At 52.3% G+C, this 25213-nt stretch carries 16 protein-coding genes and 2 tRNA genes; 12 read left to right on the plus strand and 6 right to left on the minus strand.

Going from position 1 to position 25213, the window contains the following annotated elements:
• The first annotated feature begins 96 nt into the window (after positions 1-96).
• The 5 genes from TPCCA_RS01580 to TPCCA_RS05250 all read left to right on the plus strand — a co-directional run bounded on the left by TPCCA_RS01580 (position 97) and on the right by TPCCA_RS05250 (position 12008).
• Complete coding sequence (locus TPCCA_RS01580) at positions 97-4503, plus strand: translocation/assembly module TamB domain-containing protein (protein ID WP_013944987.1); 4407 nt, start codon at positions 97-99, stop codon at positions 4501-4503.
• Between the two features lie 29 nt (positions 4504-4532).
• Positions 4533-7016 (plus strand): outer membrane protein assembly factor BamA, encoded by a 2484-nt coding sequence (bamA, locus tag TPCCA_RS01585; RefSeq protein WP_013944988.1) that lies wholly within the window; start codon positions 4533-4535, stop codon positions 7014-7016.
• Positions 7017-7072: 56 nt separating this feature from the next.
• On the plus strand, positions 7073-7591 hold the full coding sequence (locus TPCCA_RS01590; protein WP_013944989.1) for an OmpH family outer membrane protein: 519 nt from the start codon (positions 7073-7075) through the stop codon (positions 7589-7591).
• Between the two features lie 55 nt (positions 7592-7646).
• Positions 7647-10349, plus strand: a complete 2703-nt coding sequence (gene mutS, locus TPCCA_RS01595; RefSeq protein ID WP_013944990.1) for a DNA mismatch repair protein MutS — start codon at positions 7647-7649, stop codon at positions 10347-10349.
• A 117-nt stretch (positions 10350-10466) separates the two neighbouring features.
• Positions 10467-12008 (plus strand): glycine hydroxymethyltransferase, encoded by a 1542-nt coding sequence (locus TPCCA_RS05250; RefSeq protein ID WP_013944991.1) that lies wholly within the window; start codon positions 10467-10469, stop codon positions 12006-12008.
• Here TPCCA_RS05250 and TPCCA_RS01610 read toward each other — a convergent pair.
• The 4 genes from TPCCA_RS01610 to gnd form a co-directional block, all read right to left on the minus strand.
• Positions 11990-12072: transfer RNA gene (locus TPCCA_RS01610), tRNA-Leu, on the minus strand. The two genes, TPCCA_RS05250 and TPCCA_RS01610, sit on opposite strands and share 19 nt — an antisense overlap.
• Before the next feature lie 91 nt (positions 12073-12163).
• Positions 12164-13960: an ATP-binding protein gene (locus TPCCA_RS01615; RefSeq protein WP_013944992.1), complete on the minus strand. Its 1797-nt coding sequence runs from the start codon at positions 13958-13960 to the stop codon at positions 12164-12166.
• A gap of 64 nt (positions 13961-14024) precedes the next feature.
• A tRNA-Gly gene (locus tag TPCCA_RS01620) sits at positions 14025-14096 on the minus strand.
• Positions 14097-14189: 93 nt separating this feature from the next.
• Positions 14190-15656, minus strand: a complete 1467-nt coding sequence (gene gnd / locus TPCCA_RS01625; protein ID WP_013944993.1) for a decarboxylating NADP(+)-dependent phosphogluconate dehydrogenase — start codon at positions 15654-15656, stop codon at positions 14190-14192.
• A gap of 178 nt (positions 15657-15834) precedes the next feature.
• Here gnd and TPCCA_RS01630 point away from each other — a divergent pair, with 178 nt between their 5' ends.
• Positions 15835-16527 (plus strand): LolA family protein, encoded by a 693-nt coding sequence (locus TPCCA_RS01630; protein WP_013944994.1) that lies wholly within the window; start codon positions 15835-15837, stop codon positions 16525-16527.
• A gap of 24 nt (positions 16528-16551) precedes the next feature.
• A complete protein-coding gene (locus TPCCA_RS01635) occupies positions 16552-17769 on the plus strand; it encodes a helix-turn-helix domain-containing protein (protein ID WP_013944995.1) in 1218 nt (405 codons plus the stop codon).
• Here TPCCA_RS01635 and TPCCA_RS01640 read toward each other — a convergent pair.
• Complete coding sequence (locus TPCCA_RS01640) at positions 17766-18305, minus strand: CPBP family glutamic-type intramembrane protease (RefSeq protein ID WP_013944996.1); 540 nt, start codon at positions 18303-18305, stop codon at positions 17766-17768. The genes TPCCA_RS01635 and TPCCA_RS01640 overlap by 4 nt on opposite strands.
• Between TPCCA_RS01640 and TPCCA_RS01645 the strand changes: the two genes are divergently transcribed.
• The 4 genes from TPCCA_RS01645 to TPCCA_RS01660 are packed head-to-tail and all read left to right on the plus strand — an operon-like array spanning position 18205 to position 22199.
• Complete coding sequence (locus TPCCA_RS01645) at positions 18205-19848, plus strand: ComEC/Rec2 family competence protein (RefSeq protein ID WP_407058153.1); 1644 nt, start codon at positions 18205-18207, stop codon at positions 19846-19848. The genes TPCCA_RS01640 and TPCCA_RS01645 overlap by 101 nt on opposite strands.
• A complete protein-coding gene (gene rsmA, locus TPCCA_RS01650; RefSeq protein WP_013944998.1) occupies positions 19829-20686 on the plus strand; it encodes a 16S rRNA (adenine(1518)-N(6)/adenine(1519)-N(6))-dimethyltransferase RsmA in 858 nt (285 codons plus the stop codon). Before TPCCA_RS01645 ends, rsmA begins: the two co-directional genes overlap by 20 nt.
• Before the next feature lie 17 nt (positions 20687-20703).
• Positions 20704-21192, plus strand: a complete 489-nt coding sequence (locus TPCCA_RS01655) for a hypothetical protein (RefSeq protein WP_013944999.1) — start codon at positions 20704-20706, stop codon at positions 21190-21192.
• An 11-nt stretch (positions 21193-21203) separates the two neighbouring features.
• Positions 21204-22199 carry an RluA family pseudouridine synthase gene (locus tag TPCCA_RS01660; RefSeq protein WP_013945000.1) on the plus strand — a complete coding sequence of 332 codons (996 nt, stop codon included), beginning with the start codon at positions 21204-21206 and terminating at the stop codon, positions 22197-22199.
• Here the strand turns inward: TPCCA_RS01660 and TPCCA_RS01665 are convergent.
• Positions 22185-23657, minus strand: a complete 1473-nt coding sequence (locus tag TPCCA_RS01665; RefSeq protein ID WP_013945001.1) for a folylpolyglutamate synthase/dihydrofolate synthase family protein — start codon at positions 23655-23657, stop codon at positions 22185-22187. The two genes, TPCCA_RS01660 and TPCCA_RS01665, sit on opposite strands and share 15 nt — an antisense overlap.
• A gap of 18 nt (positions 23658-23675) precedes the next feature.
• On the opposite strand from TPCCA_RS01665, the gene murC reads away from it, so the two are divergent.
• The gene (murC, locus tag TPCCA_RS01670; RefSeq protein ID WP_013945002.1) at positions 23676-25121 is read left to right on the plus strand and encodes a UDP-N-acetylmuramate--L-alanine ligase; all 1446 of its coding nucleotides are present in this window, start codon (positions 23676-23678) and stop codon (positions 25119-25121) included.
• Positions 25122-25213: the final 92 nt, after the last annotated feature.

The raw sequence follows: 25213 nt of genomic DNA on the forward strand, positions 1-25213 counted from the left end.
AAGAAGGGTGAGTTGGGTGGCACCTATTCTTTGCAATGAGCACCCGGGTAGGGGGTTCTGTATTCCGGGCGCGTTTTTTGCTACACTTAGCGGGCTGTGGCTGTGCTTCCTTCGGTGCGTAGGTTTGAGTGCTCACTGTTTGTGGTGCTCGTGCTCTGCGCTCTGGCCGTCTTCGATCCGCTCTCTGGCTTTGTGCAGCAAAAGTTGGCCGGTGTGCAGCGCGTCTGGCTTGGCTTAGTTGAGGAGTATTCAGGTTTACGTTTTCAGTATGATTCTCTCTCCCCTTCTGTTCTCCGCGCAGTTACGCTGAGAAATGTTCGTGTTCGGGAAGCAGTTCGCGGTGAGCAGGTTGCCGTCTTTTCAAAAATAGTCGTTGCGTACAATATTTTCTCGCTTTTTGGTTCCAACCCTGTGCGGGGTATTTGGGCTCTTCATGTTCATGACGGAGCAGTGGACGTCGACCTGTACCGTCACCGTCATGTGAAAGAAAAGTTACAAAAACTGTTCTCGAAAGACGGGGAAATGGCTTCGTTCTTTGCCGATTTGCGCGAAATAGACGTGCGCGTCCATAACACTGCAGTTACGGTGCGCAGCGATTCCAGACGCGCGCACCTTTCTGTGCCGCAGGGTAGGTTTTCTTTTGCGGAAACTGGCGCCTCGTTCGCTCTTTCTTGCGAAGCTGAGTATGTCGACACCCGTTCCTCTTCCTGGGGGCCGCTGTACACACACCTGGACGCCTCAGGCGTGTTTGAAACGTCGTTTACGTCAGGTTCCGCCACCCTCGAGCTTGCACCCCCGAGCGGCTCTTTTTTCAGTGTGCCGACGCTTACTCTCGTGGCAATTTACGCAGACGACCTGTTTAAGTTTCACACGGCGCGGGGCATCTACCCTATGGAAGTTTCTGGGCAATGGAATACTGCAACCGGCGCTTGTGAAGCTTCCGTGCGCTGTGAAAATTTTCGTCCCCTTAAGTGGGCGCGGCTCCGCGACACCCACGTGCCAGCACAGGGTATGCAGGAATTGTCTGTGAGCGGGAACGTTCAGGTTGGGTATACCCCCATAGAACAGTGGCGGTGGAGTGCGGATGTGCACGCGCACACCCCGTATGTAGTGCTTGCGCCGGGGTATCAGCTGGAAGACGTTGTCGCAACGTTACAGGCGCACGGTGATCCTGCACGGATTCAGGTAGAAAAGATATGCGCACGAGGTAGTAATCTTGATGTGGACGGTGCGTTCGAGCTCACGCTGGACCGCTGGATCCCTTCAGGGGTGCTTACGGTGCACAGGCTGCCGCTTCTTTCGGGGGCATACCTTTCAGCGCAGGTGCGTTTTCGCCCACAGGGGGTTGGTTTTGTGTGCACCGTCCCGCGGATACAGGTGGGGGAAGCGTTTCTGGAGGACGTGGCGCTCTCAGTACGTGTGGATTCGGCAAAAACGGATTTCCGCCTGGTGGCTGCAGACAGCACGGGGCGCTACGAGTGTGACGGATCATACCTTGCCGCGAATGCGGGGCAGTCTCGCTTTCTTGAGGCACACGTGGCGTTTGAATCGGTGAATGTCGGTGCGCTGTACCAAATGGTTGCTGCCTGTACGTCACCGCAGGGCGCTTCCACGCTCGTGACGCGCGCACTGGTGCCGTTACAGTCAACAGCAGATTTTTACGTTTCAAGTGATTTTCGTGATATTTCGTACAATTGTGTTCGTTTGGTGCTCTCATCGGATGAAATCGCTGACCTGTACGCCCTGCTGTCAGTGCAGGGGACGGCAGCTTCCTTTTCGGTCACGGATATTTCGCTGCTGTGTAAGGGACTTGAGGTACAGGGAAACGTGATGGCGAATTTTGAACACGGGGGAGACGCCCTCTTTGAAAGTGTCCTATCCATCAATTCGGTTCCGTATCGTACCAGGGGAGTATATGCCGACCGTACGCTGACGGTGTATGGCGACTATGATTTTTCGGTGGTGGCATCGTTTGACGAGCGCGCAGGGGTTACCGGCACGTTCCAGGTACAGAATCTGCCGGTTCCTCTCTCTCAGTGTCTTTTTGATTGTGACAGTTCTTTTGCAATGCGTAGTGCCCACTCGTGGGAGGTGCGCTTTCATCACCTGCACCTCCGTTCTGGGGCGGTCGCCGCAGGTGGATCGGAGCAAATAGAAACGGTCTTGCGCCTTGCTGGCGTGGCGAACCAGGCCGGTGCTCTGTTTGATCAGGTGTTTTTTGGTTCTCGCGATCGGTACTTGGCTGGAACGGCAAGCTTTGCCGTTGTGCCGAGAACAGGGCAGCACGAGCAGGCGCGGTATGAAACGGCCGTGCGCCTTGCATCTGAAGATGCGCAGGAGCAGGTGCAGCTTAACGCGCAGGTAACCGTGGGGGAACACGTCTATGTGGATAGCTCAGGGCGAATAGATAACGTAGACGTGGGGCGTTTTGTTGCAGGGCAGGGGGAGCGCAGTCGCGTCACCGGGTCGTGGACTGTGCTGGGTACGATGCAGGATATGTCTGGACAGGTGCAGGTAGATTCACTCGAGCTGATCGCCAAGGGAGTGCCCTTTCACCTGCGGGGAGGATGTGCACTTGATGACGGTACGCTTGCGCTTTTGCCCACCCAGGTGACGTGGGGGTCACATCAGTTTGCTGACCTTGCAGGAGAATGGGTGCCGGGTCAGGCGCGTGCATGGGTGCGCACCACGTACTCAGGCGCGTTTGAAGGGCAGCCGACACATGCCACCTGTACGCTCACCCTTGCCGGATCCCCTGTGGATTCGGGTAAGGCGACATCTGCACCGCGCACGTCGTTTCTCACGCCATTTTTGCAGACGCACAGTCAATACACGATTTCTGCGGAGTTTGAGCACTGGCGCATCGCCACATACGAGGGTGAAAAGAACCGCATACTGGTAGTGCGCGATCCGGGCGTATGGGCGCTGTACGCCGGTGAGCACGACGAAATTACCGGATTTATGTTGGATGATGGTTCAGTGTCGTTGCAGGTGGCGCAGAGTTTGCCTGTTCATTTTTTCTTGAACGGGTCGTTGAGTGCACAGCAGGTAGACGTGCAGATTCAGGATATCTTTGTTGATTTGGCGCGCGTATGGGCGTTTACGGGCATACGGCATGTGCGCGTGCACGAAGGAGTTGCGGTAGGAAACGTGACGGTATCTGGAACGCGTGCGCGCCCGGTGTTTGAAGGAAAGTTACGGGGAAAGGAGGTAGTTGCCAGCGCGCCTGGGTATGCACCTGAGCGCTTTGGGCCAGGTTCTATCGATATAGGGGTACACGGCAGCACGCTCATAGTGCCGTATACAGAGTTTCCCGGTCCGACGGCTCGTCTTTGGGGTGAGTGTGTTGCACAGCTGAATGGATTTTACCCGGATGAGGTGGTTATCAAATGCGGGACGGTAGGAGACGCGCTGGGTGCGATTCAGACGGATAACCTGCTTTTTGCGATGGACGGGTCAGCCGGCTGCGATCTGGAGCTTCGTATAACGCCGCAGTTGTTATCGATAAACGGAAAGGCGCGCTTTGACCGCGGGTATTTTTTACTGAATTTCTCAGGGATTGAAGAGTTTTACACAAAATACGCGGACAGTGCGCAGAATTTTCAGATGAATCTTTTGCTGTCTGCGGGAAATAAAGTGGAGTTTCGTTGGCCGCGCTCTGATTTTCCTATTTTGCGGACGCTGCTGCACGCGCAGGAACCGTTTGAGTTCATAGCCGATCCGGTTTCCGGGTCATTTTATGTTCGCGGGTTTGCTCATCTTAAGGGAGGAGAGTTTTTTTGGATAAAACGAAAATTTTACCTCCGGGAGGGGACGATTCACTTTGCACGCGATACCCAAACAGCTGATCCGCGTATTTCGTTTCGTGCGGAGCTGAAGGACAGGGACACGCAGGGGAGGCCGGTGAGCTTGATTTTGTCCGCTGAGGACCAGGTGTTTTCTAAGCTTGCGCCAAAGCTCAGGTGTGATCCGCCGGTTTCTGAGCAAGAACTGGCGAAAATTTTAGGACAGGTGGTGCTGGGGGATTTGACAGAGGAGAATATTGAGCAGAACGTGGCGAGTATCGCTTCAGATATTCTTATGCAGTGGGGGATTATGAAGCGGGTGGAGGATAAAATCCGCTCATTTTTGGATTTGGACGCGTTTTCGTTCCGCACCTATGTTCTGCAGAACGCGATTTTTGGGAATTTGTTCAATAAGGACCGCAGCAAGCCGCTGACAGTGGGTAACTATTTTGACAATACCTCCCTCTACGTAGGGCGTCGTCTTGGCCGGGCGGTGTACGCGGATGCGCTGCTTCACTTGTCTCAGTATGATCCGCTTGCGCCAAATAATTTGGGGATTAAAAAGCCTGCGGCAGGGAGTTTGCTGTTCCGGCCGGAGCTGGGGCTAGAGTTTGCAACGCCCTTTTTTTCGTTGCGGTGGGCGTCGACGCCGACACGTCTTGATTCGTTGTTTGTCTCTGATACTTCAATGCGGGTGTCGTGGAGTTTTGCGTATTGAGGCTCAAGGCAGCTCGTAAGGAGAAAGGAATGCTCAAAAAAGCCAGTGCCTTCCTAATTGCAAGTTGTTGTGTGATGTCGCTGGCGCGGGCACAGGCAAACGACAATTGGTACGAGGGAAAACCTATCTCTGCGATTAGTTTTGAGGGGCTCGAATATATTGCTCGCGGCCAGTTGGACACGATTTTTTCTCAATACAAGGGACAAAAGTGGACCTATGAGCTGTACCTGGAGATACTGCAAAAGGTCTACGACCTTGAGTACTTTTCTGAAGTTTCGCCTAAGGCGGTGCCCACCGATCCGGAGTATCAGTATGTGATGCTACAGTTCACGGTAAAGGAGCGTCCTTCGGTGAAGGGCATCAAGATGGTAGGGAACAGCCAAATCCGCAGTGGGGACCTTTTGTCTAAAATCCTCCTGAAAAAGGGAGACATTTACAATGAAGTAAAGATGAAGGTGGACCAAGAGTCGCTCAGGCGTCATTACCTGGACCAGGGCTATGCGGCGGTTAAGATATCCTGCGAGGCAAAAACTGAGGCGGGGGGCGTGGTGGTACAGTTTACCATCCAGGAAGGTAAGCAGACTGTTGTCTCGCGGATACAGTTTAAGGGAAATAAGGCGTTTACCGAGTCGGTGCTCAAGAAGGTGCTTTCCACGCAGGAGGCGCGTTTTTTGACCAGTGGGGTGTTCAAGGAGAATGCGCTGGAAGCGGATAAGGCGGCAATCCACTCATACTATGCAGAGAGGGGATACATTGACGCGCGGGTAGAAGGGGTGGCAAAGACGGTTGATAAAAAAACTGACGCCAGTCGCAATCTGGTTACGCTTACGTACACTGTGGTGGAAGGTGAGCAGTACCGCTACGACGGGGTTACCATCGTGGGTAACCAGATTTTTAGCACCGAGGAGCTGCAGGCAAAAATTAGGCTCAAGCGCGGGGCCATCATGAATATGGTGGCCTTTGAGCAGGGCTTTCAGGCGCTGGCGGATGCGTATTTTGAAAACGGATACACGTCAAATTACCTGAACAAAGAAGAACACCGGGACACGGCGGCGAAAACGCTTTCGTTTAAGATCACGGTGGTGGAGCGCGAGCGCAGCCACGTCGAGCACATTATCATTAAGGGAACGAAGAATACAAAAGACGAGGTTATCCTGCGTGAAATGCTGCTGAAACCGGGGGATGTGTTCTCTAAGTCAAAGTTTACGGATAGCTTGCGCAATCTGTTCAACCTGCGCTATTTCTCGTCGCTGGTGCCGGATGTGCGGCCCGGCTCTGAGCAGGACCTGGTGGACATTATCCTGAATGTGGAGGAGCAGTCGACGGCAAACGTGCAGTTTGGGGTGACGTTTTCTGGGGTGGGGGAGGCAGGCACGTTCCCGCTTTCGCTCTTTTGTCAGTGGGAAGAAAAGAATTTTTTGGGAAAAGGGAATGAAATTTCAGTAAATGCAACCTTGGGGTCTGAGGCGCAGAGCCTGAAGCTCGGGTATGTGGAGCGCTGGTTTCTGGGCTCTCCGCTGACGGTGGGCTTTGACTTTGAACTTACGCACAAAAATCTCTTTGTGTACCGCGCGGGCTCATACGGCAACGGGCTCCCACATCCCTACGTATGTATCCAACAGTGGACTAGTTCCCCTGGGCTGGCAGAGGCGTTTCGCCTCAAGTATTCGCGCTTTGAGTCCGCCATCGGCGCGCACACCGGGTACCAGTGGTATCCGCGCTATGCGGTCATTAGGGTGAACGGGGGGGTGGACTTTCGGGTTGTAAAGAATTTTTACGATTACGAAAACAATGCTCCCTTCGACCTAACCGTAAAAGAGCAGCTGAACTGGACCAGTATCAATTCGTTTTGGACGAGCGTTTCGTTTGACGGGCGTGACTTTGCGTACGACCCGTCCAGCGGCTGGTTTTTAGGACAGCGCTGTACGTTCAACGGGCTCGTTCCCTTTCTCGAAAAAGAGCATTCGTTTCGCTCCGACACCAAGGCCGAATTCTACGTTACCCTGCTCAATTATCCGGTCTCTGCCGTGTGGAACTTAAAGTTTGTCTTGGCTTTCTACACCGGTGTGTCCGTTCAAACGTATTATGGACTGAGGAAAGGCAAAGACGGAAGGAACAACGGGGTGCGGTCCGGCGCGCTGGTAATAGACGGCGTGCTGGTAGGGCGCGGGTGGAGCGAAGACGCAAAGAAAAACACCGGAGACCTGCTGCTCCACCACTGGATTGAGTTCCGCTGGCCGCTGGCGCACGGCATTGTGTCCTTTGACTTTTTCTTTGATGCGGCAATGGTGTACAACATCGAAAGTGAGTCCCCAAACGGGAATTCGACCAGTGGTAGTAGTAGCGGACGTGAAGGACCGTACAAAATGAGTTACGGTCCGGGGCTGCGCTTTACATTGCCGCAATTTCCGTTAAAATTGGCGTTCGCAAACACCTTCACGTCAGAAGGCGGCATCCCAAAAACAAAGAAAAATTGGAATTTTGTGTTGTCGTTCACGGTAAATAATTTGTAGCGTTCCGTGCCCGTTTTGAAACGGTCCGGGGCTGCGTCCACCAGGCAAGGAGTGATATGAAAGCGGCGCTTACCTTTGTCTTTATGCTCCTTACGTCGCTGCTGCAGGGTCAGTCGCAACATATCACGCGCTTTGCCGTCATAGATGCGGCCCGCATTTACTCAACCTTTTGGCGCGATTCGCGCGTCCTGCGCGATTATGAATCTAAAAAAGCACGGCACCAGGGTGAAATTCAGAAAATGTCTGATGAGCTCGTAGAGCTCCGGCAAAAAAAAGTTGACGCGCAGATGCAGCAAAACATCGCGTCAGTCCAAAAGTACGAGGTGCTCATTGCGTCAAAAACCGCGCTCCTGTTGGAGTATTCTAAAACGTCCAACGACGAGCTCACCGCGCTGCGCAAAACGCTCATCGCAGATGACGCATTCTATGCAAAACTCTACGCCGCTATTAGGCGAATTGCAGAAAGTGAGGGCTACAGTATCGTCTTAGATCTGCAAAAAAACGCCGGAATACTCTGGTACAGCCACTCGGTCGATATTACCGAAGACGTCCTGCGGGAGCTGAGCAGCTCGTGATGCACCGTGAGCACCGCGTCTCCTGCCTCCTGCGTGTTGGCCCAGGAGCGTCCACGTGAGGTCCCTCGCGTCAGATACCCCTCTCATGCGTCAGTACCACGCCATTCGGGCACAGCATCCGGATGCGGTCCTGTTCTTTCGCTTGGGCGATTTCTACGAAATGTTCGATTCCGACGCGCTCCACGTGAGTACCCTCTTGGGGCTCACCCTGACAAAACGAAATGGAACACCCATGTGCGGGGTGCCCGTCCATACCGCGCGCACGCACATAGCACGCCTGCTTAAGCACGGTAAAAAAGTTGCCTTGTGCGAGCAGGTTTCTCATCCTGTCCCCGGAGAACTCACACAGCGCAAGGTAATTGAGATTATCTCCCCCGGGACCGCAGTGGAAGATGACTTTCTCAGTCAGGGATTTTCCCAATACTTAGCCACCGTCTGTGCCTCAGACGCCACCGTCGCCTTTTCTTACCTAGAAGTCAGCACCGGCGCCTTCTTCATCACCAGCTTTCCCCGCGCCGAAGCAGCGGACGCATTGCAAAAAGAGTTCGGACGTGTCCAGCCGTCTGAGGTTCTCCTGTCTGCTTCAGTGCTCCGTTCACTGCCTGAACTTGCCGCTATCCTCAGTCTCTACCCCCGGCTCGTTCGTACCACCGGCGCAGATGCGCTTTTTAATCCCGAGCACACTAAAAACCGCCTGCACCATTGCTTTCGCACACGCAACTTGGATTGCCTCACCCTCCTGCCCCATTCGCCAGACCTCGCCGCCGCCGGGGCGCTGATTGCGTATTTGGAAGAAACCACGCGACACCCGCTCTCCCACGTCAGTGCCATCACCCGCTACCATATCCATGACTTTGTAGAAATCGATGACGCTACGCGCAAAAATCTAGAGATACTTCAAAATCTCCACGACAGCACCCATGCGCATTCTCTTTTTGAAACACTCAACTATACACACACCGCCATGGGTACCAGGCTCCTGCGCTATTGGCTGCACCACCCCTTGCGCTCCCAGGAGGAGATTCAAAAACGCCTCAGTGCAGTGGTCTTTTTTCATCACCGTCCCCACATCCTCAAGGCACTGCGTGCAACACTCTCGTGTGTTCGGGATGTGGAGCGCCTAGTCGCCCGCGTGGCGTTAGAAAAGGCGCACGGACGTGACTTGCTCGCCTTAAAAGAAAGTCTCAGAGCAATCCTTACCTTCCGCAGCCTCGAGCGCGAAAGTCCCTTTCCCCCAGACCTTCTTCCCTCAGAAGGGGATACCCCGGTGCTGCAGGAACTGTATGGTCTTTTAGAACAGTCTATCAAAGAAGACTGCCCCGTAACGCTAAGCGATGGGAACCTTATCAAGCGTGGTTTTTCTGCGTCCTTAGATGAACTGCACCACGTGCGTGACAATGCAAATGAAATTCTAAAACAATATTTGGCAGAGGAGCGTGAGCGCACGGGTATCGGTACATTAAAAATGAAGTACAATCGCATGCTCGGTCACTTTCTGGAGGTATCCAAAGGGCATCTTTCTGCTGTCCCTGCGCACTTTATTCGTCGCCGTTCGCTGAGCAATGCCGATCGCTTTACCACCGAACAGTTGTCAGAATTGGAAGCAAAACTTGCCCGCGCCCGTGAGGGCCTCGTTTCCTTTGAACAAGAACTCTTTGCAGATATCCGCCGTACCGTATGTTCTCATACCCAGCTGCTGCGCACGAACGCTGCACGGGTGGCACAGCTGGATGTGCTCCAATCTTTTGCGCACGCTGCACTCCAGCATGGCTGGAGTCAACCGGTCTTTATTAAAGACGGTGCACTTCGTATTACGGGGGGCAGACATCCGGTGGTGGAACTTCATCTCCCCTCCGGGGAGTTTGTACCCAATGATCTGACACTTTCTTCAAGTGAACATGCGGTGTTGCCGCGCTTTGCGCTCATCACCGGACCGAATATGGCAGGAAAAAGTACTTTTTTGCGTCAGACTGCGCTCATTTGCCTGATTGCGCAGGTTGGCTCCTTTGTCCCTGCAGAAAAGGCAGAGCTCACCCCTGTCGATCGTATTTTTTGTCGGGTAGGAGCGGCCGATAACCTTGCGCGCGGGGAATCTACCTTCTTGGTAGAAATGAGTGAAACGGCACACATCCTGCGTGCAGCAACCCGCGACAGCCTTGTTATCATGGACGAAGTAGGACGGGGAACGGCAACCGAAGATGGTTTATCCATAGCGCAGGCAGTCAGTGAATATTTGTTGCATCATGTGCGTGCAAAAACGCTGTTTGCAACGCACTACCATGAACTGTCCCGTCTTGCCCACCCGCGGTTAGAACACCTCAAGCTTGATGTTCTAGAAACTGACAATACCATTGTATTTCTGAAAAAAGTGACGCCCGGTTCTTGCGGCAGTTCGTACGGCATTTACGTTGCGCGTCTGGCGGGGCTCCCTGAATCGGTACTGGCACGCGCGTGTGAGCTTTTGAAACAACTGCAGCAGCGGGCAGGATCTGCTCCGCGTGCATCTGCTGCGCACGCAGCAGATGCAGTGGCTCAAACAGAAGCAGTACACGCGCACAAGGCAGCGTCTGAACCGTGCGCGCAGCGTGTGTCGGCAGATCTATTTACTCAAGAAGAGTTAATAGGCGCAGAGATTGCATCGTTGAATCCAGACGCCATTACACCGCTTGAAGCGCTGACACTCATCGCGCGGTGGAAACGCAGTCTCCGCGGTTCTGCAACGCAGCAGAGCAGCGCCATGACAAAACGGAAGGGGTAATGGTACGTTCCCCTGTTACGCACGACGGGTATCGGGCATGCGGTGCGAGGCGTTTTGTCCATTCTTTGCGCTAGAAACAGAGCGAACAATATTCTGCCTACCTGAGGAGAGAAAAACGTGAATAATTCCGCACTCCGTGCATACCTGAGTACGCGTGCTCCTGACCAGATACATAGTGCTTTTGTTGCGTATTTGGCCAATCTTGATTTAGTTGCGCACCAGTTTCCGCAGATTGCTTCTGATATTGTGCAGGAGCTGATAGATCAGCGGTCGTATGTAAAGTTAATCGCAAGTGAGAATTACAGCTCTCTTGCGGTGCAAGCGGCGATGGCTAACTTGTTGACTGATAAATACGCAGAAGGGTTCCCCCATCATCGCTACTATGGCGGGTGTCAGAATGTTGATTCTATTGAGTCTGCCGCCGCTGCAGAAGCGTGCGCGCTCTTTGGTGCTGAGCACGCATATGTCCAGCCGCACTCCGGTGCAGATGCGAATCTTGTTGCATTCTGGGCTATCCTTTCGCGGCAAATTGAAATACCAACCCTTTCTTCTCTTGGTGTCACTGCCGCTACGCATCTGAGTGAGGAACAGTGGGAAGTACTGCGCCAGAAAATGGGTAATCAAAAACTCATGGGGTTAGATTATTTTTCAGGCGGTCACCTGACCCACGGGTACCGCCAAAATGTTTCAGGACGAATGTTTCGTGTGGTGTCCTACGCGGTGGACCGAGACACAGGACTGCTCGATTACGCTGCAATCGAGGCACAGGCAAAGCGGGAAAGACCACTTATTTTACTTGCCGGATACAGCGCGTATCCTCGTTCCATTAATTTCCGCATCTTTCGGGAAATTGCAGACAAAGTGGGCGCAGTACTCATGGCTGATATGGCTCACTTTGCTGGACTGGTTGCAGGCGGTGTTTTTACGGGAGACGAGGATCCAGTGCGCTGGTCTCATATCGTGACCAGTACCACACACAAAACGTTGCGCGGGCCACGCGGTGCCTTTATTTTGTGTAAAAAAGAATTTGCAGAGGCGGTGGATAAGGGCTGTCCGCTTGTGCTCGGCGGCCCGCTGCCACATGTGATGGCAGCAAAGGCGGTTGCGTTTCGTGAAGCTCGGCATGCTGCTTTTAAAACCTATGCGCACGCAGTTCGTGATAATGCGCGTGCGCTGGCAGATGCCTGCATACAACAGGGGATGCAGCTGCAGACAGGAGGGACGGATAACCATCTGTTATTGCTTGACGTGCGTCCGTTTGGACTGACAGGTCGTCAGGCAGAGCGCGCGCTGATAGACTGCGGAGTGACGCTCAACCGTAACTCGCTCCCCTTTGACCCAAACGGCGCATGGCTCACCAGCGGACTGCGCATCGGAACCCCCGCGGTAACGAGCCTTGGAATGGGGCCTGAGGAAATGAAAAGAATAGCGCGCCTGATCGCGCGCGTGCTCGGCGCTGCAACGCCTGTGCGGACAAAGACAGGTGCGCTAAGCAAATCGGCGGCCGAGGTGCCCGGCGAGGTTAGAAGCTCAGTCTGCTCGGAAGTGCGGGAGCTGCTCGCACGCTTCACGTTGTACCCCGAACTCGACGAACCCTTCTTGCGCGCACACTTCACGCGCCGCCCTGCGGACAAAACACCTGCCGACGAAGGGACTTGAACCCTTACGGGGTTACCCCAACAGATTTTGAGTCTGTCGTGTCTGCCAGTTTCACCACGTCGGCCCGCGCGCAGCCTATCACACGAGGAACAAAAGGTACAGCTGTTCATGTAGTCTTCTTGCGTGAGGCCCCGTATCTCCCATTGAGGGAGCCGTTATTTTTCTCCCATGAGGAGTTTTAGTTCTCGAATATCTGCCACCAGTTTAGAGCGATCTAAATGCTGATAACGCGCAGGGAGCATTTCCTTTCCTGTGCATTCGAGTACTGCCACTAAATTTTGCAGTTCAATTTCGTGCGGATAAGCAGGAGGGATAAAGTCTTCAATGGTGCGGGTGATGTCCTGTGTGGTTACCATCGTGCGACTTTCCATCGCAGCAGTTAGCTGGGCGCGTACTAAAATGGCTTCTAAGTCCGAACCGGAAACAGCGAATTTTATTCTGCGAATGATTGCCGGTACGTGTACATCTTTGAGCTTGATACGTAATTTTTTTTTGAGTGCTTCAAAAATTTCCGTTTTTTCTTTTGTGGTTTCAGGGTAGAAGAGCGCAAGATGCTCTTCTGCGCGTCCCTGTCGTTTCAGATCTATTGGTAGCAAGTCTGGACGCGAAGTAATCAGGAACCAAATAATATTGCCCCGGTGTTGGGTGTTACCCATAAACCCTGCAATTTGTGCAAAAATACGCGATTCACCTGCCGGCGCGTTACGCCTACCAAACACCGCATCAGCTTCGTCCACCATCACCGCTACCGGGGTAAGCGCTTTGAGGATGTTGAACGTTTTTTCTAGGTTCGACTGTGTAATGCCAGGCTGCGTTGCCTGGAAATTACACAAACGCACCATGGGAATCCCAATTTCCCCCGCAAATGCGGAAACCATAAATGATTTGCCTGTCCCAATCGGCCCTGAGATAAGGTATCCCATTGGCAACACATCTGCTCTTCCTTGCTTAATGGCGCGCACTGCGTTATACAATCTCTTTTTTACAAAGGCATTTCCTGCAACGTATGAAAGGTCGCAGGATGTGTCGACAAATTCCAACAAACCGCCTGCTTCGTGCTCAATAATTTCCTGTTTCTTCCTTTTTAGAAATTGTAAGGTTGCAGAGTCCGTATGGGAAAGTCTACTGATATTGTCCTCTGGCTTCCCATTTGCATCGATCGTTTGGTACGTCTCTGCCGCAAGCTGGTGGAGGTTCACTAAATTCAAACCGGAAGTGAGCTTGCCAATTTTCTCCGTATTCAGCCCACGTTCAAGTACTAAAATCTCCTCCTGGGTTTTGAGATATTCAAGAAAGCGTATCCGTGTTTCTTCATTTGGCAGGGGTATGTGAATCTTAACGGTGGAAGGAGAAGCGGTGAACCGACTGTTGATGTCAGTGATATTCTCCGTGAGCATCACAACGGATATGTCTTCGTTTGTGAACACCGGATCATTTGCCCAGCGATTGAGGGTGACGAAGCAATAGCGATCTGTTTCGCTTAAGTTTGCAATATCTTCTGAGGGAACGAGAGATTCAGAATAGTCGATGATGAGGACCATACGCTTATTCTGTTTCATGTTCATAATAAAGTAGCGCTCAAGGTACGCAAAAGCTTTCACCGGATCACGCGAAAGAAAGTCAGCAAGTGCCTCAGTAGGATACTGGGCATGCATACGCTCTAAGTAAGCGCTCAGCATTTCTTGTAGACAAAATGTGATCCCTGCAGATTTGTCATAGAAGACGATGATATCCCGGTTACCGAAGATAACCTCAGATATGTAGTCATTAATGCGAACGAAGGAGAAGCTGCCCTGAATATCGCGATGGGGGAGGAAGTCACGGATATTGCCATGTACGAAGTACAGATTGACCGTTTTAGAGCAATACTTCTTGGACAACTCCTGCGCCCAAGGGGGAAGACCGCTGATAATAATACTGTTCTTTTCAAGTAATTGCTGCCCCGAATGCACCCCACCCCTCCGAGGGGTGAGTGTAGCGCGTATAGAACAGAAAAATCAACGAGGTAGGGAGGAAAGCGGATGATGGGAGTCGAACCCACGTCTCCAGCTTGGAAGGCTGGGGTAATAGCCGTTATACAACATCCGCCGGACGGGCGCATGCTAGCGCAGCACCCGAGGTGGTGTCAAGATCACCTGGGAATATAAATATAGAACGAAAGGTAAGCGACGGGAGGATCCCCTATATCGAGTAGGTTCCTGCAATGGTATCACCGCCGGTGCCTGTCCAGTTTGTGTGAAAAAACTCTCCTCTCGGCGCATCTGTGCGCTCGTAGGTGTGCGCACCAAAATAATCTCGCTGTGCCTGAAGGAGGTTGGCCGGCAAAGCAGCACCGGTGAACCCATCAAACCAGGCTAACGCAGCAGAGAGGGCCGGAACTGGCAACGCCTGCCGTACCGATTCTTCCACTATGGTGCGCCAGCCTGGACACGCACGCTTTAATTCCTCTGCGAAAAAGGGAGCAAGTACCAAATTCTCTAGATCGTGCTGCTGAGCAAACGCCGCACTGATCTTGGACAGGAATCCTGAACGAATAATACACCCGCCACGCCACAGCGATGCAATCCGGGAAAAATCCAGTGTCCATCCTCGGCGCTTTGCCGTATGCGATAACAGCTCAAAACCCTGCGCATACGAGACTATTTTCGCGCAATACAGCGCGTCTTCCAGTGCAGACACCAGTTCTTCGCGCTGCTGTGCGCTTAGCGTTTCTGCTTTGGAGACTTTCACGGGAGAACCAAAAACGCGATGTGCCTTGCAGCGCGCTTGCTTTTGCGCAGAAAGACTACGCGCCATCACTGACTCTGTGATCAGTGTAAGCGGGCTGCCTTCTTCGAGCGCTGCAACACACGTCCACCTGCCCGTCCCCTTCTGTCCAGCGGCATCTAGAATTTTCTCTAAAAGTGGTGTGCCGTCTGTGTCCTGATGTGCCAGAATAGCCGCGGTAATCTCAATCAGGTACGAGTGTAAGCGGCCCGTGTTCCAGCGGGTAAACGTATGGTGCATGTGCTCATAGCTCATGCCCAGCGCATGCTTCATAAACCAGTAGCCCTCGGCGATTATCTGCATGTCGCCGTACTCAATGCCGTTGTGAATCATTTTCACGTAGTGCCCGGCGCCATCACTGCCGACCCAGTCGCAGCACGGGGTGCCATCGTCGGCTTTGGCGGCAATGGCACAGAAAATGGAAGAAACCAACGGCCAAGCCTGAGCAGAGCCTCCAGGCATGAGGGACGGTCCACGGAGGGCCCCCTCTTCTCCCCCCGAAACTCCTGTGCCAATGAAATGAATACCTGCGGCCTCCAGCGCACGCATGCGCCGGATGGTATCCTGGTAGTAAGAGTTGCCACCGTCGATAATGAGGTCCCCCTTTTCTAGAAGGGGCAGTATCTGGTCAATGACCGCATCGACTGCGCTGCCTGCTTTGACCATGAGCATGATTTTGCGTGGACGTGCCAAAAGTGAAACAAGTTCTGCAATGGAGTGAGCGCCGGTGATTCGCTTGCCATGAGCGCGCCCTGCAAGAAATCGGTCGACCACCGTGGTGGTGCGATTGAAAACTGCGACGGAAAAACCGTTGCGCTCAATGTTGAGAACCAGATTCTCTCCCATGACAGCAAGTCCAATGAACCCAATGTCTGCGCCCATGCGTGCCTCCTCTGCGTGCGGGCCGAGTGTAGCGCGTTTAGATACTTTTTGAAAGGAGATGGGGACCTGGTGCTGTCAGTGTACATCCGCGTTCTTTGTGTCTTTCTAGAACCTGTACAGAGGGGTTCCTGCAGTCTTTAATTGACTTTTATTGCGCGTTGTGCTCTGCTTGCCCCCTATGAGAAGACGGAGGCGCTTTCTCACTCTTTGCGCGTGTGCTGTGCACCTTCTTCCTCTTTTCCCTCAGACGATTACAACCGCTTCTGTCTTTTTCGCCTCAGTTTCTGAGCATTATGCCCGGTTAAAGGATTACGCTGCTGATTTGGCCATGAGCACCGGGTCAGGAACCCGCGCGCACCTTATGCGCGCAAAGGTTATTTTTAAATATCCAGACCGTCTGCGTTTGGATTTCTCAAGCCCTGCTGAACAAACTATTGTCTTCACGGGAGATAGCCTGACCATCTACTTGCCCACCTCCCGCGTCGCGCTCGTGCAATCGGTAGCAAAAGATGACACAGTAAGTGCTGCTTCTCTAGCTTCGCCTCATGGCCTTGCGCTTATGAAGCGGTTCTACACGATAGCCTACGAGACGAGTTCTTCTCCTGTTCCCCTGGGTCCGGACAGTGGGGAGATGGTCGTTGCACTGGTGTTCAATCGTAAGTCTGCAGCAGAAACATTTAAATCTTTGCGCGTGCTTGTCTCGGCACATACCAAGCTTATCCGTCGCATTGAAGCGTGGCCTCTTTCGGGGGAAAAAATAACATTTGATTTCAGCCACTATCGTTTGAACGTCGGTATTCCAGACACACGGTTCCTCTACGATGTGCCCCCAACCGCAAATGTGGTGCACAATTTTCTCTTTGCTGATTGACCGCTGCCCCCAAAGGACGTGACGATGCCAGATATTGGAGAGCTGCTAAAGACGACGCGCGAACGCAAACACCTCAGTCTCGAACAGGCTGCGCACGAGACGAGTATCGCACGCCGTTACCTGGAGGCGCTCGAGAACGATGAGTATGATGTTTTTCCCGGCGAACCCTACATCCTTGGCTTTTTGCGCAATTACTGCGAGTACCTCCAGCTGGATACGGAGCAGTGCATCGCGCGCTATAAACATTTAAAAATTCAAGAAATGTCGCTGCCAACGGAGACCCTCCTACCGAGTAAACGGTGGGGTTCATTTCCCCTGTTAAAGGGAGTTGCCTGTGTGCTCTTCCTGGGTGGGGTGCTGGGTGTGTATTACGCGCGGCACCGCGCGCTGGGTTTTCTATCCCGTATTGTGTTCTTTGGCAGAGCACAGCGTACCCCAAGGGAGCTGTCTCCCCCCGATGCAACGGGGGCGGTGCGCGAAACAGTGTCGCAGTCTTCTGCACAACATGAGGAGCGTGCGCGACGCACGCGTTCGAGCGCATCTCGCTATACGCTTGCTGAGGAAAAGTTTGAACACACGGTCTTTCCAGGAGATGTGTTGGTTATCAGTTCCGGGGGGAATGCGTACGAGCTAACCGTCAGCCGCACTACGCCGCACCTGTATCTGGACACGCCCATTGGTACACAGGTGATCTCTCTTGGTCAGCGCCTAGTGATGGATTTGAATACAGATGTGCAGCCGGACGTAGAAATAAGTGTGGAAGACATTGAAGCACATCAGGCGGACGGGGGCGCGCGTGTTCGCGTGTTTACAGGTAGTCTGGTGCAGACGCTCCGTGATCGCAGTGCTCAGAGCTTTGTGCCTACAAGTGGGGTAAATGTCTCTGGTCAGACGGGAGTCGCTGCCGGCGCGCGATATCAAGTTTTGTTTGAAGGCGGTTTTGCGTACCCGGTGACAATGAACGCAACGTTTCGCTCGTACTGTTTGTTCCGGTACGAAGCAGATCGCACGCGGCGGGAGGAGCGGTATTACCAAAAGGGCGAGCAGCTGACGGTGCAAGCAAACAACGGGATTCGGGTGTGGGCATCTAACGGGAATGTGGTGCAGCTGCAAATTGTCGCAGGCGGTAAGACGGTGGATGTAGGCCTCAGCCGTCCGGGGGAAGTGCTGGTCAAGGACATCAAGTGGATCAAAGATGAGGATGCCGGGCGGTTCAAGTTCGTGGTCATGGAAGTAGACTAGCGCGCGGCGGCAGCAATCGCGTACGCGTTCCAGAGCGCGTGCACTGCAGCGCACAGTGCGCTTGCGCGCGCGCGGGAGCCGCTTCTTTTTTTCTCTCTTACAAAAAGTACCCGTAGCGCTGCGCCCGCAGCTCCTGCAAACAGCGTGGCGCTGCCTGCGGGCCGGTGTGCAAGAGCAAAGAGAAGGACTGACAGTACCTCGCCACAGACGCGTGCAGTGCAGGAAGTGGCATGGTGGCACAGACGCTCAGGTATATAGGCGCGAAAGAGTACTTCTTCGCTCAGAGCATTTAAAAAAAGCCGTACATAAAAAGACCCCCCTTCCCCTTCTGGGAAGGGAAACGGTGAGGGGAGAGAAAAACAGAGGGAAGGAAATACTAGCGTGCCGAGTACGAACGCGTATTCGGTAACAGCCGCGGCGTGCAGTACGTGTGGCGTGTTGCGCAAAGGGGAGGAGTGCATCAGCGTGGAACAGTGTAACAGAATCGGGCAGAGGGGGTACAGAGCGCATATATCCCCTGCAGTGGTGATGGCCATTGCTGCGGTGGGAGGTTTTTATGGGACTCACGTGTATGAGGTACCGTTTCCGTATGCATTCTTTGGTGCAGTACAGGCGTGTGTGCTGTGTATTGGGTGTTTGTTGGTCCGCAGTGGTGTGCGGTTCTTTTCTCGTTGGGGTGCTGTCCGTATCTGGAGGAGGTGGGGAATCGCATACACCAGCGTATGTCGGTGTTGTAACACGCTTTTTTTCGTGTTCTGTGGTCTGTGTGTTGCCTGCGTTGCGCGAACCTCCCTCATAGCACAACAAGCTCCGTTGCAAACACTTGCACAACCCCAAAAACTGCGCGTTTTGACTATACACCTTTTGCAAGAGCCAAAGCCTGCAGGCACGCGCTTTCGTGTTCGGGCGCGCGTATTGGGTGCAGGTTACATAGACGGTGCTTCCTTTTCTGCACGTGGGGTGTGCACTGTATTATTTCCTGCAGAGGTAATTTTGCAGCAGTACGCTACCGATGTGACGGACGACGCGGATGCCCGCGTCTGTCAGTATTACGCGCGTGGGTTGCGCTGTCAGATTCATGGGCGCTTTGCGTCTTCTGCACCGAAGCTTTTTATCAGTAGTTCTACACCACCACGCTTTATTGGCTGGAGTTCCTATTTTGCACAGATGCGCGCACAGATGCGGGTTGCACTCATGAGGTTTTTATCTCCATGGGGGCGTGCAGGGGGATTGTTACTCGCGCTCCTTTCTGCAGATAGTGTTTTTCTTTCAGATGAAATGCGTGTCGCGTTTCGCCATGCAGGACTTGCTCACGTGTTGGCACTCTCTGGCATGCACTTGTCTTTGGTAGGGGCGAGTGCAACGTTTTTGGGCCGTTTCATCGGCACAAGGCACAGAGGTATGCAGGGGGCGTTTTTTGCGATGCTTGTCTTTGTGTGGTTTGCAGGTATATCGCCTTCCCTTGCGCGTGCACTTGGTATGACTTTAGTGCTGATGGGAGGACAGATGGCATACGTGCGCGTAGGACTTTTTTCTGTACTGTGTGCTGTACTTAGCATACATATGCTCATTGCGCCGCATGATGTACAGACGTTAAGTTTCATGTTGTCATACGGAGCGCTTGCAGGTATTGTGTTGCTTGGCTCTGAGATTACTGAAATGATGTCGGGTTTGATTCCTCGGCCACTTGCATCGCTGCTTGGAACGTCCTGTGGTGCGCAGTTTTTTACAGCACCGATAGTGCTTTCGGTCATTGGATATTTTGCCCCCATTGGGGTACTTGCCTCGTGTGTGGTTAGTCCGCTTATCGCCTTATTTTTGATAGGGGGGAGCGTGGCGCTGTGCTGCTCTTTGGCAGTGCCTGCTGTTGCGCCTTTTTTAAGTTGGGGTGTGTACTTTTTTGGTGAAGGACTCTGTGCGGTTGTGCGTTTTTTTGCGTGTGCGCCGCTTGTGTATGTACAGAGTGCCTGCGGACATGTGTGTGCTGCATTATTTTCTTTTTTACTCGGTGGAGGACTACTGGAGGCGGCGCGTCGCGTGCGTGTTCACAAGGATACATATGTGTTGCCCGAATTATAATTCGGCACGTGCACTTGCACAGTTTTTGACGGAGCGCGGTTTGCGGATGCATAAAAAGTGGGGGCAGAATTTTCTGCTCGATCCGGTGTTACGTACGCAGCTTGTCAAGATATTGGCGCCGGAGCGTGGGGAACGTGTATGGGAAATTGGTGCAGGCATTGGTGCGATGACTGCACTTTTGGTGCAAAACAGTGATTTTTTAACAGTGTTTGAAATTGATCGCGGCTTTGTGCAGACATTGCGCAAACTTTTTGATGCACACATCCGTGTGATAGAAGGGGATGTGTTGCAACAGTGGCATGCTGCAGCAGCACAGGAACAACCTGCGTGTGTTCTAGGAAATTTACCCTACAATATTGCTGCCCGTTTTATTGGAAACACGATCGAATCAGGCTATATTTTTAAGCGTATGGTGGTGACCGTTCAAAAAGAAATCGGGTTGAGAATGACTGCGCTCCCTGCACAAAAATGGTATTCATACTTTTCAGTACTCTGTCAGTGGCAGTATGAAGTGCGTGTGATTCGTAACGTTGCGCCTGTCTGTTTTTGGCCGCGTCCTCATGTAGTTTCTCAAGCATTGGTACTCACCAAGCGTAATGCGGTGCCTTCTTGTGTGGATCCTGCGCTTTTTCTGCACGTGACGAAAACTTTGTTTTCTGCGCGGCGTAAAACGGTAAGAAATAATTTACTCACGTGGCAAAAAAGGATGCCAGGCGGTGCAGCTGTGTGTGTAGAAGAACTCTGCGCACGTGCAGGTATTGACGCGCGTGCGCGTGCAGAGCAACTGAGCATCTATGATTTTATTACGCTTTCTGATACGCTGCGCGCGCTACTGTAGTCCGGTGTGGGTGTTGAATGGCGCGTGTCTATATTCTTTTTTTCAGTGTGTTTTTTGTTTTTCCGCTCTTTTCTGAAGACGCCGCGCGCGATGTGGAACTTAGCGATGCGCCTGTGCCCTATGAGGACACAGAATTTTCCTTATGGCAGAAAGAATTGTATCGTTTTGAAGCGCTGTCCATCGGTGCATTCCCGATAGTAACGCTGCTCTCTTTTATTACGTATGACATCATACGTCTTATTCAGCAATGGTCGACAAAGCCTCCGACATGGTGGGCGCTGATTATTCCTGGCGCGGAGCTACCGCCACTGAGTACGAAGGAGCGCGCGATAGTTTTTGGTGTGGCAGTGGGGATTTCTGTGACGATTGGATTAATTGACGTGACGTATCGTGCAGTGAAGCGTGCAATACACCGGCGCAGTCTTGAGCGTTCTCAGTTAGTACCAGACCCGATAGAACTGGTGCCACTTGATTCTTTTGTTGAGGGGACTGACGATAGCATGTGAAGGTGCACAGGGTGTCGTATTCTTGCAGTGCAGAAAGCGCGTCGGTGTGCAGTGTTCATTTTTCCGTTTTTAGAATACCGGGCGCGACGTGTCGGTGTGATGTGTTCTGCGCAGAACATGTTTTTTTTTGTGCACGATCTCAGCTCAAGAGGATCGTGCGTGCATTGTGTGTGAATGGGCATACGGCAAAGTTTTCAAGACCTCTTCACGTGCGCGATCGGGTGTCTTTTGAGTGGGTACGCTCAGTGCCCCCGGCGCTCATTCCTGAGAATATATCGCTTTCTATTCTGTTTGAAAACGAAGACATTATTGCGGTGAACAAAGCGCAGGGCATGATAGTACATCCTGGGGCAGGCCACTGGACGGGAACACTTGTTCAGGCGCTCAGTTTCTACCGGGTGTATCGTGCACGTTTTGAGGATGAGTTTTCTCGTCAATTTCAGAAAGGATTTCCCGATTTTTTCAGTACCCTGCGTCAGGGTATTGTGCACCGTTTGGATAAAGATACATCGGGCGTACTCCTCACTTCGCGCAACATGCATGCTCATGAGGCACTTGTACGTTCGTTTAAAAAAAGACAAGTAAGAAAAGTATATCTTGCGTTATTGCAGGGTGTTCCTGCACGCGGGGTTGGGGTGATTGAAACAACAATCGTGCGAGATAGAAGACGACGCACGCGGTTTGTTGCGTCTGAAGATTTTTCAAAAGGAAAGTACGCACGTACGCGATACAAGGTGATGAAAATATGTGGGGCGTGCGCTTTTGTCCAGTTTCTATTGGATACTGGTCGTACCCATCAGATACGTGTGCACGCGCGATACCTAGGATGTCCCGTTGTAGGAGATCCGTTGTATGGTTCCCGGAATATCTGTGGCATACCCACAACACTCATGCTTCATGCGTACGCAGTACGGTTTGTTCTTCCGAGAACGAAAAAACGCATAACGCTGGTAGCGCCCATACCGCTTCGTTTTGTTCGACTGATGCACCGATTATCGGGTAGGTAGGGTGTGGCAGGTGCGTGCGTATATGCGTTTTACTTCAGCAGCTAAATAGAAAGAACCGATGGCAAGGAGCGCTTTACGTTGCGCAAAACTGGCATACAGTGCACGGGAAATAATTGACGCAAAGTCTTCGCTCCAAAAAATTGGGACTGTTTGGTGAAATGTCGTACGAAACGCGTGGTATGTTTTTTGTATATCTGCATGTTTAAATGTGCCCGGTATGGTTAAAAAAATTTCGCTGGCGGCATGTGAAAAAAGAGGGGGGAACTGGGACACTGCTTTGTCCGCCGCGCACGCAAAGAGTAAAATGTATTGTGCAGAAGGTAGTAAAGAAGAGAACGTACGACATGCGCACCGTATACTCTGCGTAGTGTGCGCACCGTCAATCACTATGAGTGGATCTTCCTGCATAATTTCAAAGCGTGCTGGCACGTATGCACGGGACAGTCCCCGCTCGATTAACGTTTCGCTCACGGTAGGAAATAAATATTTTGCCGCGCACGCAGCCAGTGCTGCATTTTTTGCCTGAACAATATCGCATAACGCGAGTGTGCAGTGTATATTTCGAGCGAATAATCTGCCAACAGGATGCGCGGCGTTAAAACTGAGAGTTGCAGTGTGTGTGAAGTGTTTTATTGAACTTTCAATATGTGTGACCATATCTGGTAAGTAAAAGAAGGGAGCATGTTTTTCTCGCGCGATATGTTTAAAAACGTGCAATGCATCTTCTGGCTGATCAAAACAAAAAATAGGCGTATAGGGTTTGATAATGCCGCCCTTTTCTTTTGCAATACTTTTTATACGTGTTCCTAATATGCGCGTGTGTTCTTGTTCTATGGGGAGAAGGAGACAGATACTAGGACAAATGATGTTTGTTGCATCTAGTCTTCCTCCAAGTCCTACTTCAAAAACGGACCATTCCATGCGTTGTTGTGCAAATAGCACGAACGCCAGTAGTGTTATAAGCTCAAACCACGTCGCCTGGCCGTAGTCGCGCAGGTTCTCTGTTTTTTTCACCGTGTGGTATACGTGTGTGCACGCGCTTGCATACTCGGCAGGTGAAAAAAACACACCCGCGCGTGTTATTCTCTCTCTCGGATCCATAACGTGAGGAGAAGCGTATAGCCCGGTGTTGAATCCAATTTCATTGAGTATCGCTGCAAGCATACGCGCGCTGGAACCTTTTCCCTTCGTGCCCGCAACATGGATGCTCTGATATGCGTCGTGTGGATTACAAAGCGCGCGTGCAAGTGCAGTCATCCTGTGCAGAGGGGGTGTGCCGCTTGGGGGCATTTTCTCAAGCGTGCGAATGCGCTCAACCCAGGCGTAAAAATCTTGAAAAGAATGCACCGGTATATGTGAAACTCCGTGTGCGCTCGGTCGCACTATAATATGCGGTACGGAAGAGGCAGCAATCCTCGCCGGGAAAGAGAACTGATGTACATTGCTAAGGTCTGACATTTGAGCTAAAATCCGCCCATGGGGCGGGGGACTCTACCAAAAGATGTGTCAGGTATCAAGATTCACATGATTGGTATCAAGGGCACTGGCATGTCTGCGCTTGCAGAGCTACTGTGTGCACGGGGTGCCCGTGTGTCAGGTAGTGATGTTGCAGATGTGTTTTACACGGATAGGATTCTCGCCCGTTTGGGTGTTCCCGTGCGTACTCCCTTTTCTTGCCAGAACCTTGCTGACGCTCCCGATGTGGTTATCCACTCTGCAGCCTATGTGCCTGAAGAAAACGACGAGTTGGCAGAGGCGTACCGGCGGGGTATTCCTACCCTTACCTACCCAGAAGCGCTGGGGGACATTTCCTGTGCGCGGTTTTCGTGTGGTATTGCAGGTGTTCATGGAAAGACGACCACGACCGCGATGATTGCTCAAATGGTAAAGGAGCTGCGCCTTGATGCGTCCGTCCTTGTGGGGAGCGCTGTTTCGGGAAACAATGATTCTTGTGTGGTTCTCAACGGAGATACCTTTTTTATCGCAGAAACGTGCGAGTACCGTCGGCATTTCCTGCATTTTCATCCTCAAAAGATTGTCCTCACCAGTGTTGAGCACGATCACCAGGACTATTACTCCTCGTACGAGGATATACTCGCGGCATACTTTCATTACATAGATAGGCTTCCTCAATTTGGTGAGTTATTTTATTGCGTGGATGACCAGGGCGTGCGGGAGGTAGTGCAGCTTGCGTTTTTCAGTAGACCGGACCTGGTGTATGTTCCTTATGGGGAACGTGCGTGGGGCGATTATGGGGTCAGTATTCACGGTGTTCAAGACCGGAAGATAAGCTTCTCGTTGCGGGGTTTTGCAGGTGAGTTTTATGTTGCGCTCCCCGGTGAGCATAGTGTTTTGAATGCAACCGGTGCGCTCGCATTAGCACTGAGTTTAGTAAAGAAGCAGTATGGAGAGGTTACCGTTGAGCACCTCACCACTCTGCGGAAGGTACTCGCTCTTTTTCAGGGATGCCGGCGGAGGAGTGAAATTCTTGGGGAAGTGCGCGGTATTTTGTTCATGGACGATTATGGACATCATCCAACTGCAATTAAAAAGACGCTCCGCGGGTTAAAAACGTTCTTTCCGGAAAGAAGAATTGTCGTCGATTTTATGTCCCATACATATTCGCGTACCGCAGCCCTCCTCACCGAATTTGCTGAGTCTTTTCAGGATGCGGATGTAGTTATTTTGCATGAGATTTACGCCTCTGCTCGGGAAGTGTATCAGGGCGAGGTGAACGGTGAACATCTTTTTGAATTAACTAAACGGAAGCACCGGCGGGTGTATTATTACGAGGCTGTCATGCAGGCGGTGCCTTTTTTGCAGGCTGAATTGAAAGAGGGCGACCTGTTCGTTACGCTCGGCGCTGGAGACAATTGCAAATTGGGTGAGGTGTTGTTCAATTATTTTAAAGGGGAGGTGTAAAGTTCGGTTGTGGTTTCGCCAACATGGTGGTGGTGCCGGCTGTGGGTCTGGTGGATATAGGGTGAAGTGAGACAGGCTGCGAATGGATGGTG

The sequence above is a fragment of the Treponema paraluiscuniculi Cuniculi A genome (assembly GCF_000217655.1).
In the GTDB taxonomy this organism is placed as follows: Bacteria; Spirochaetota; Spirochaetia; order Treponematales; family Treponemataceae; genus Treponema; species Treponema pallidum.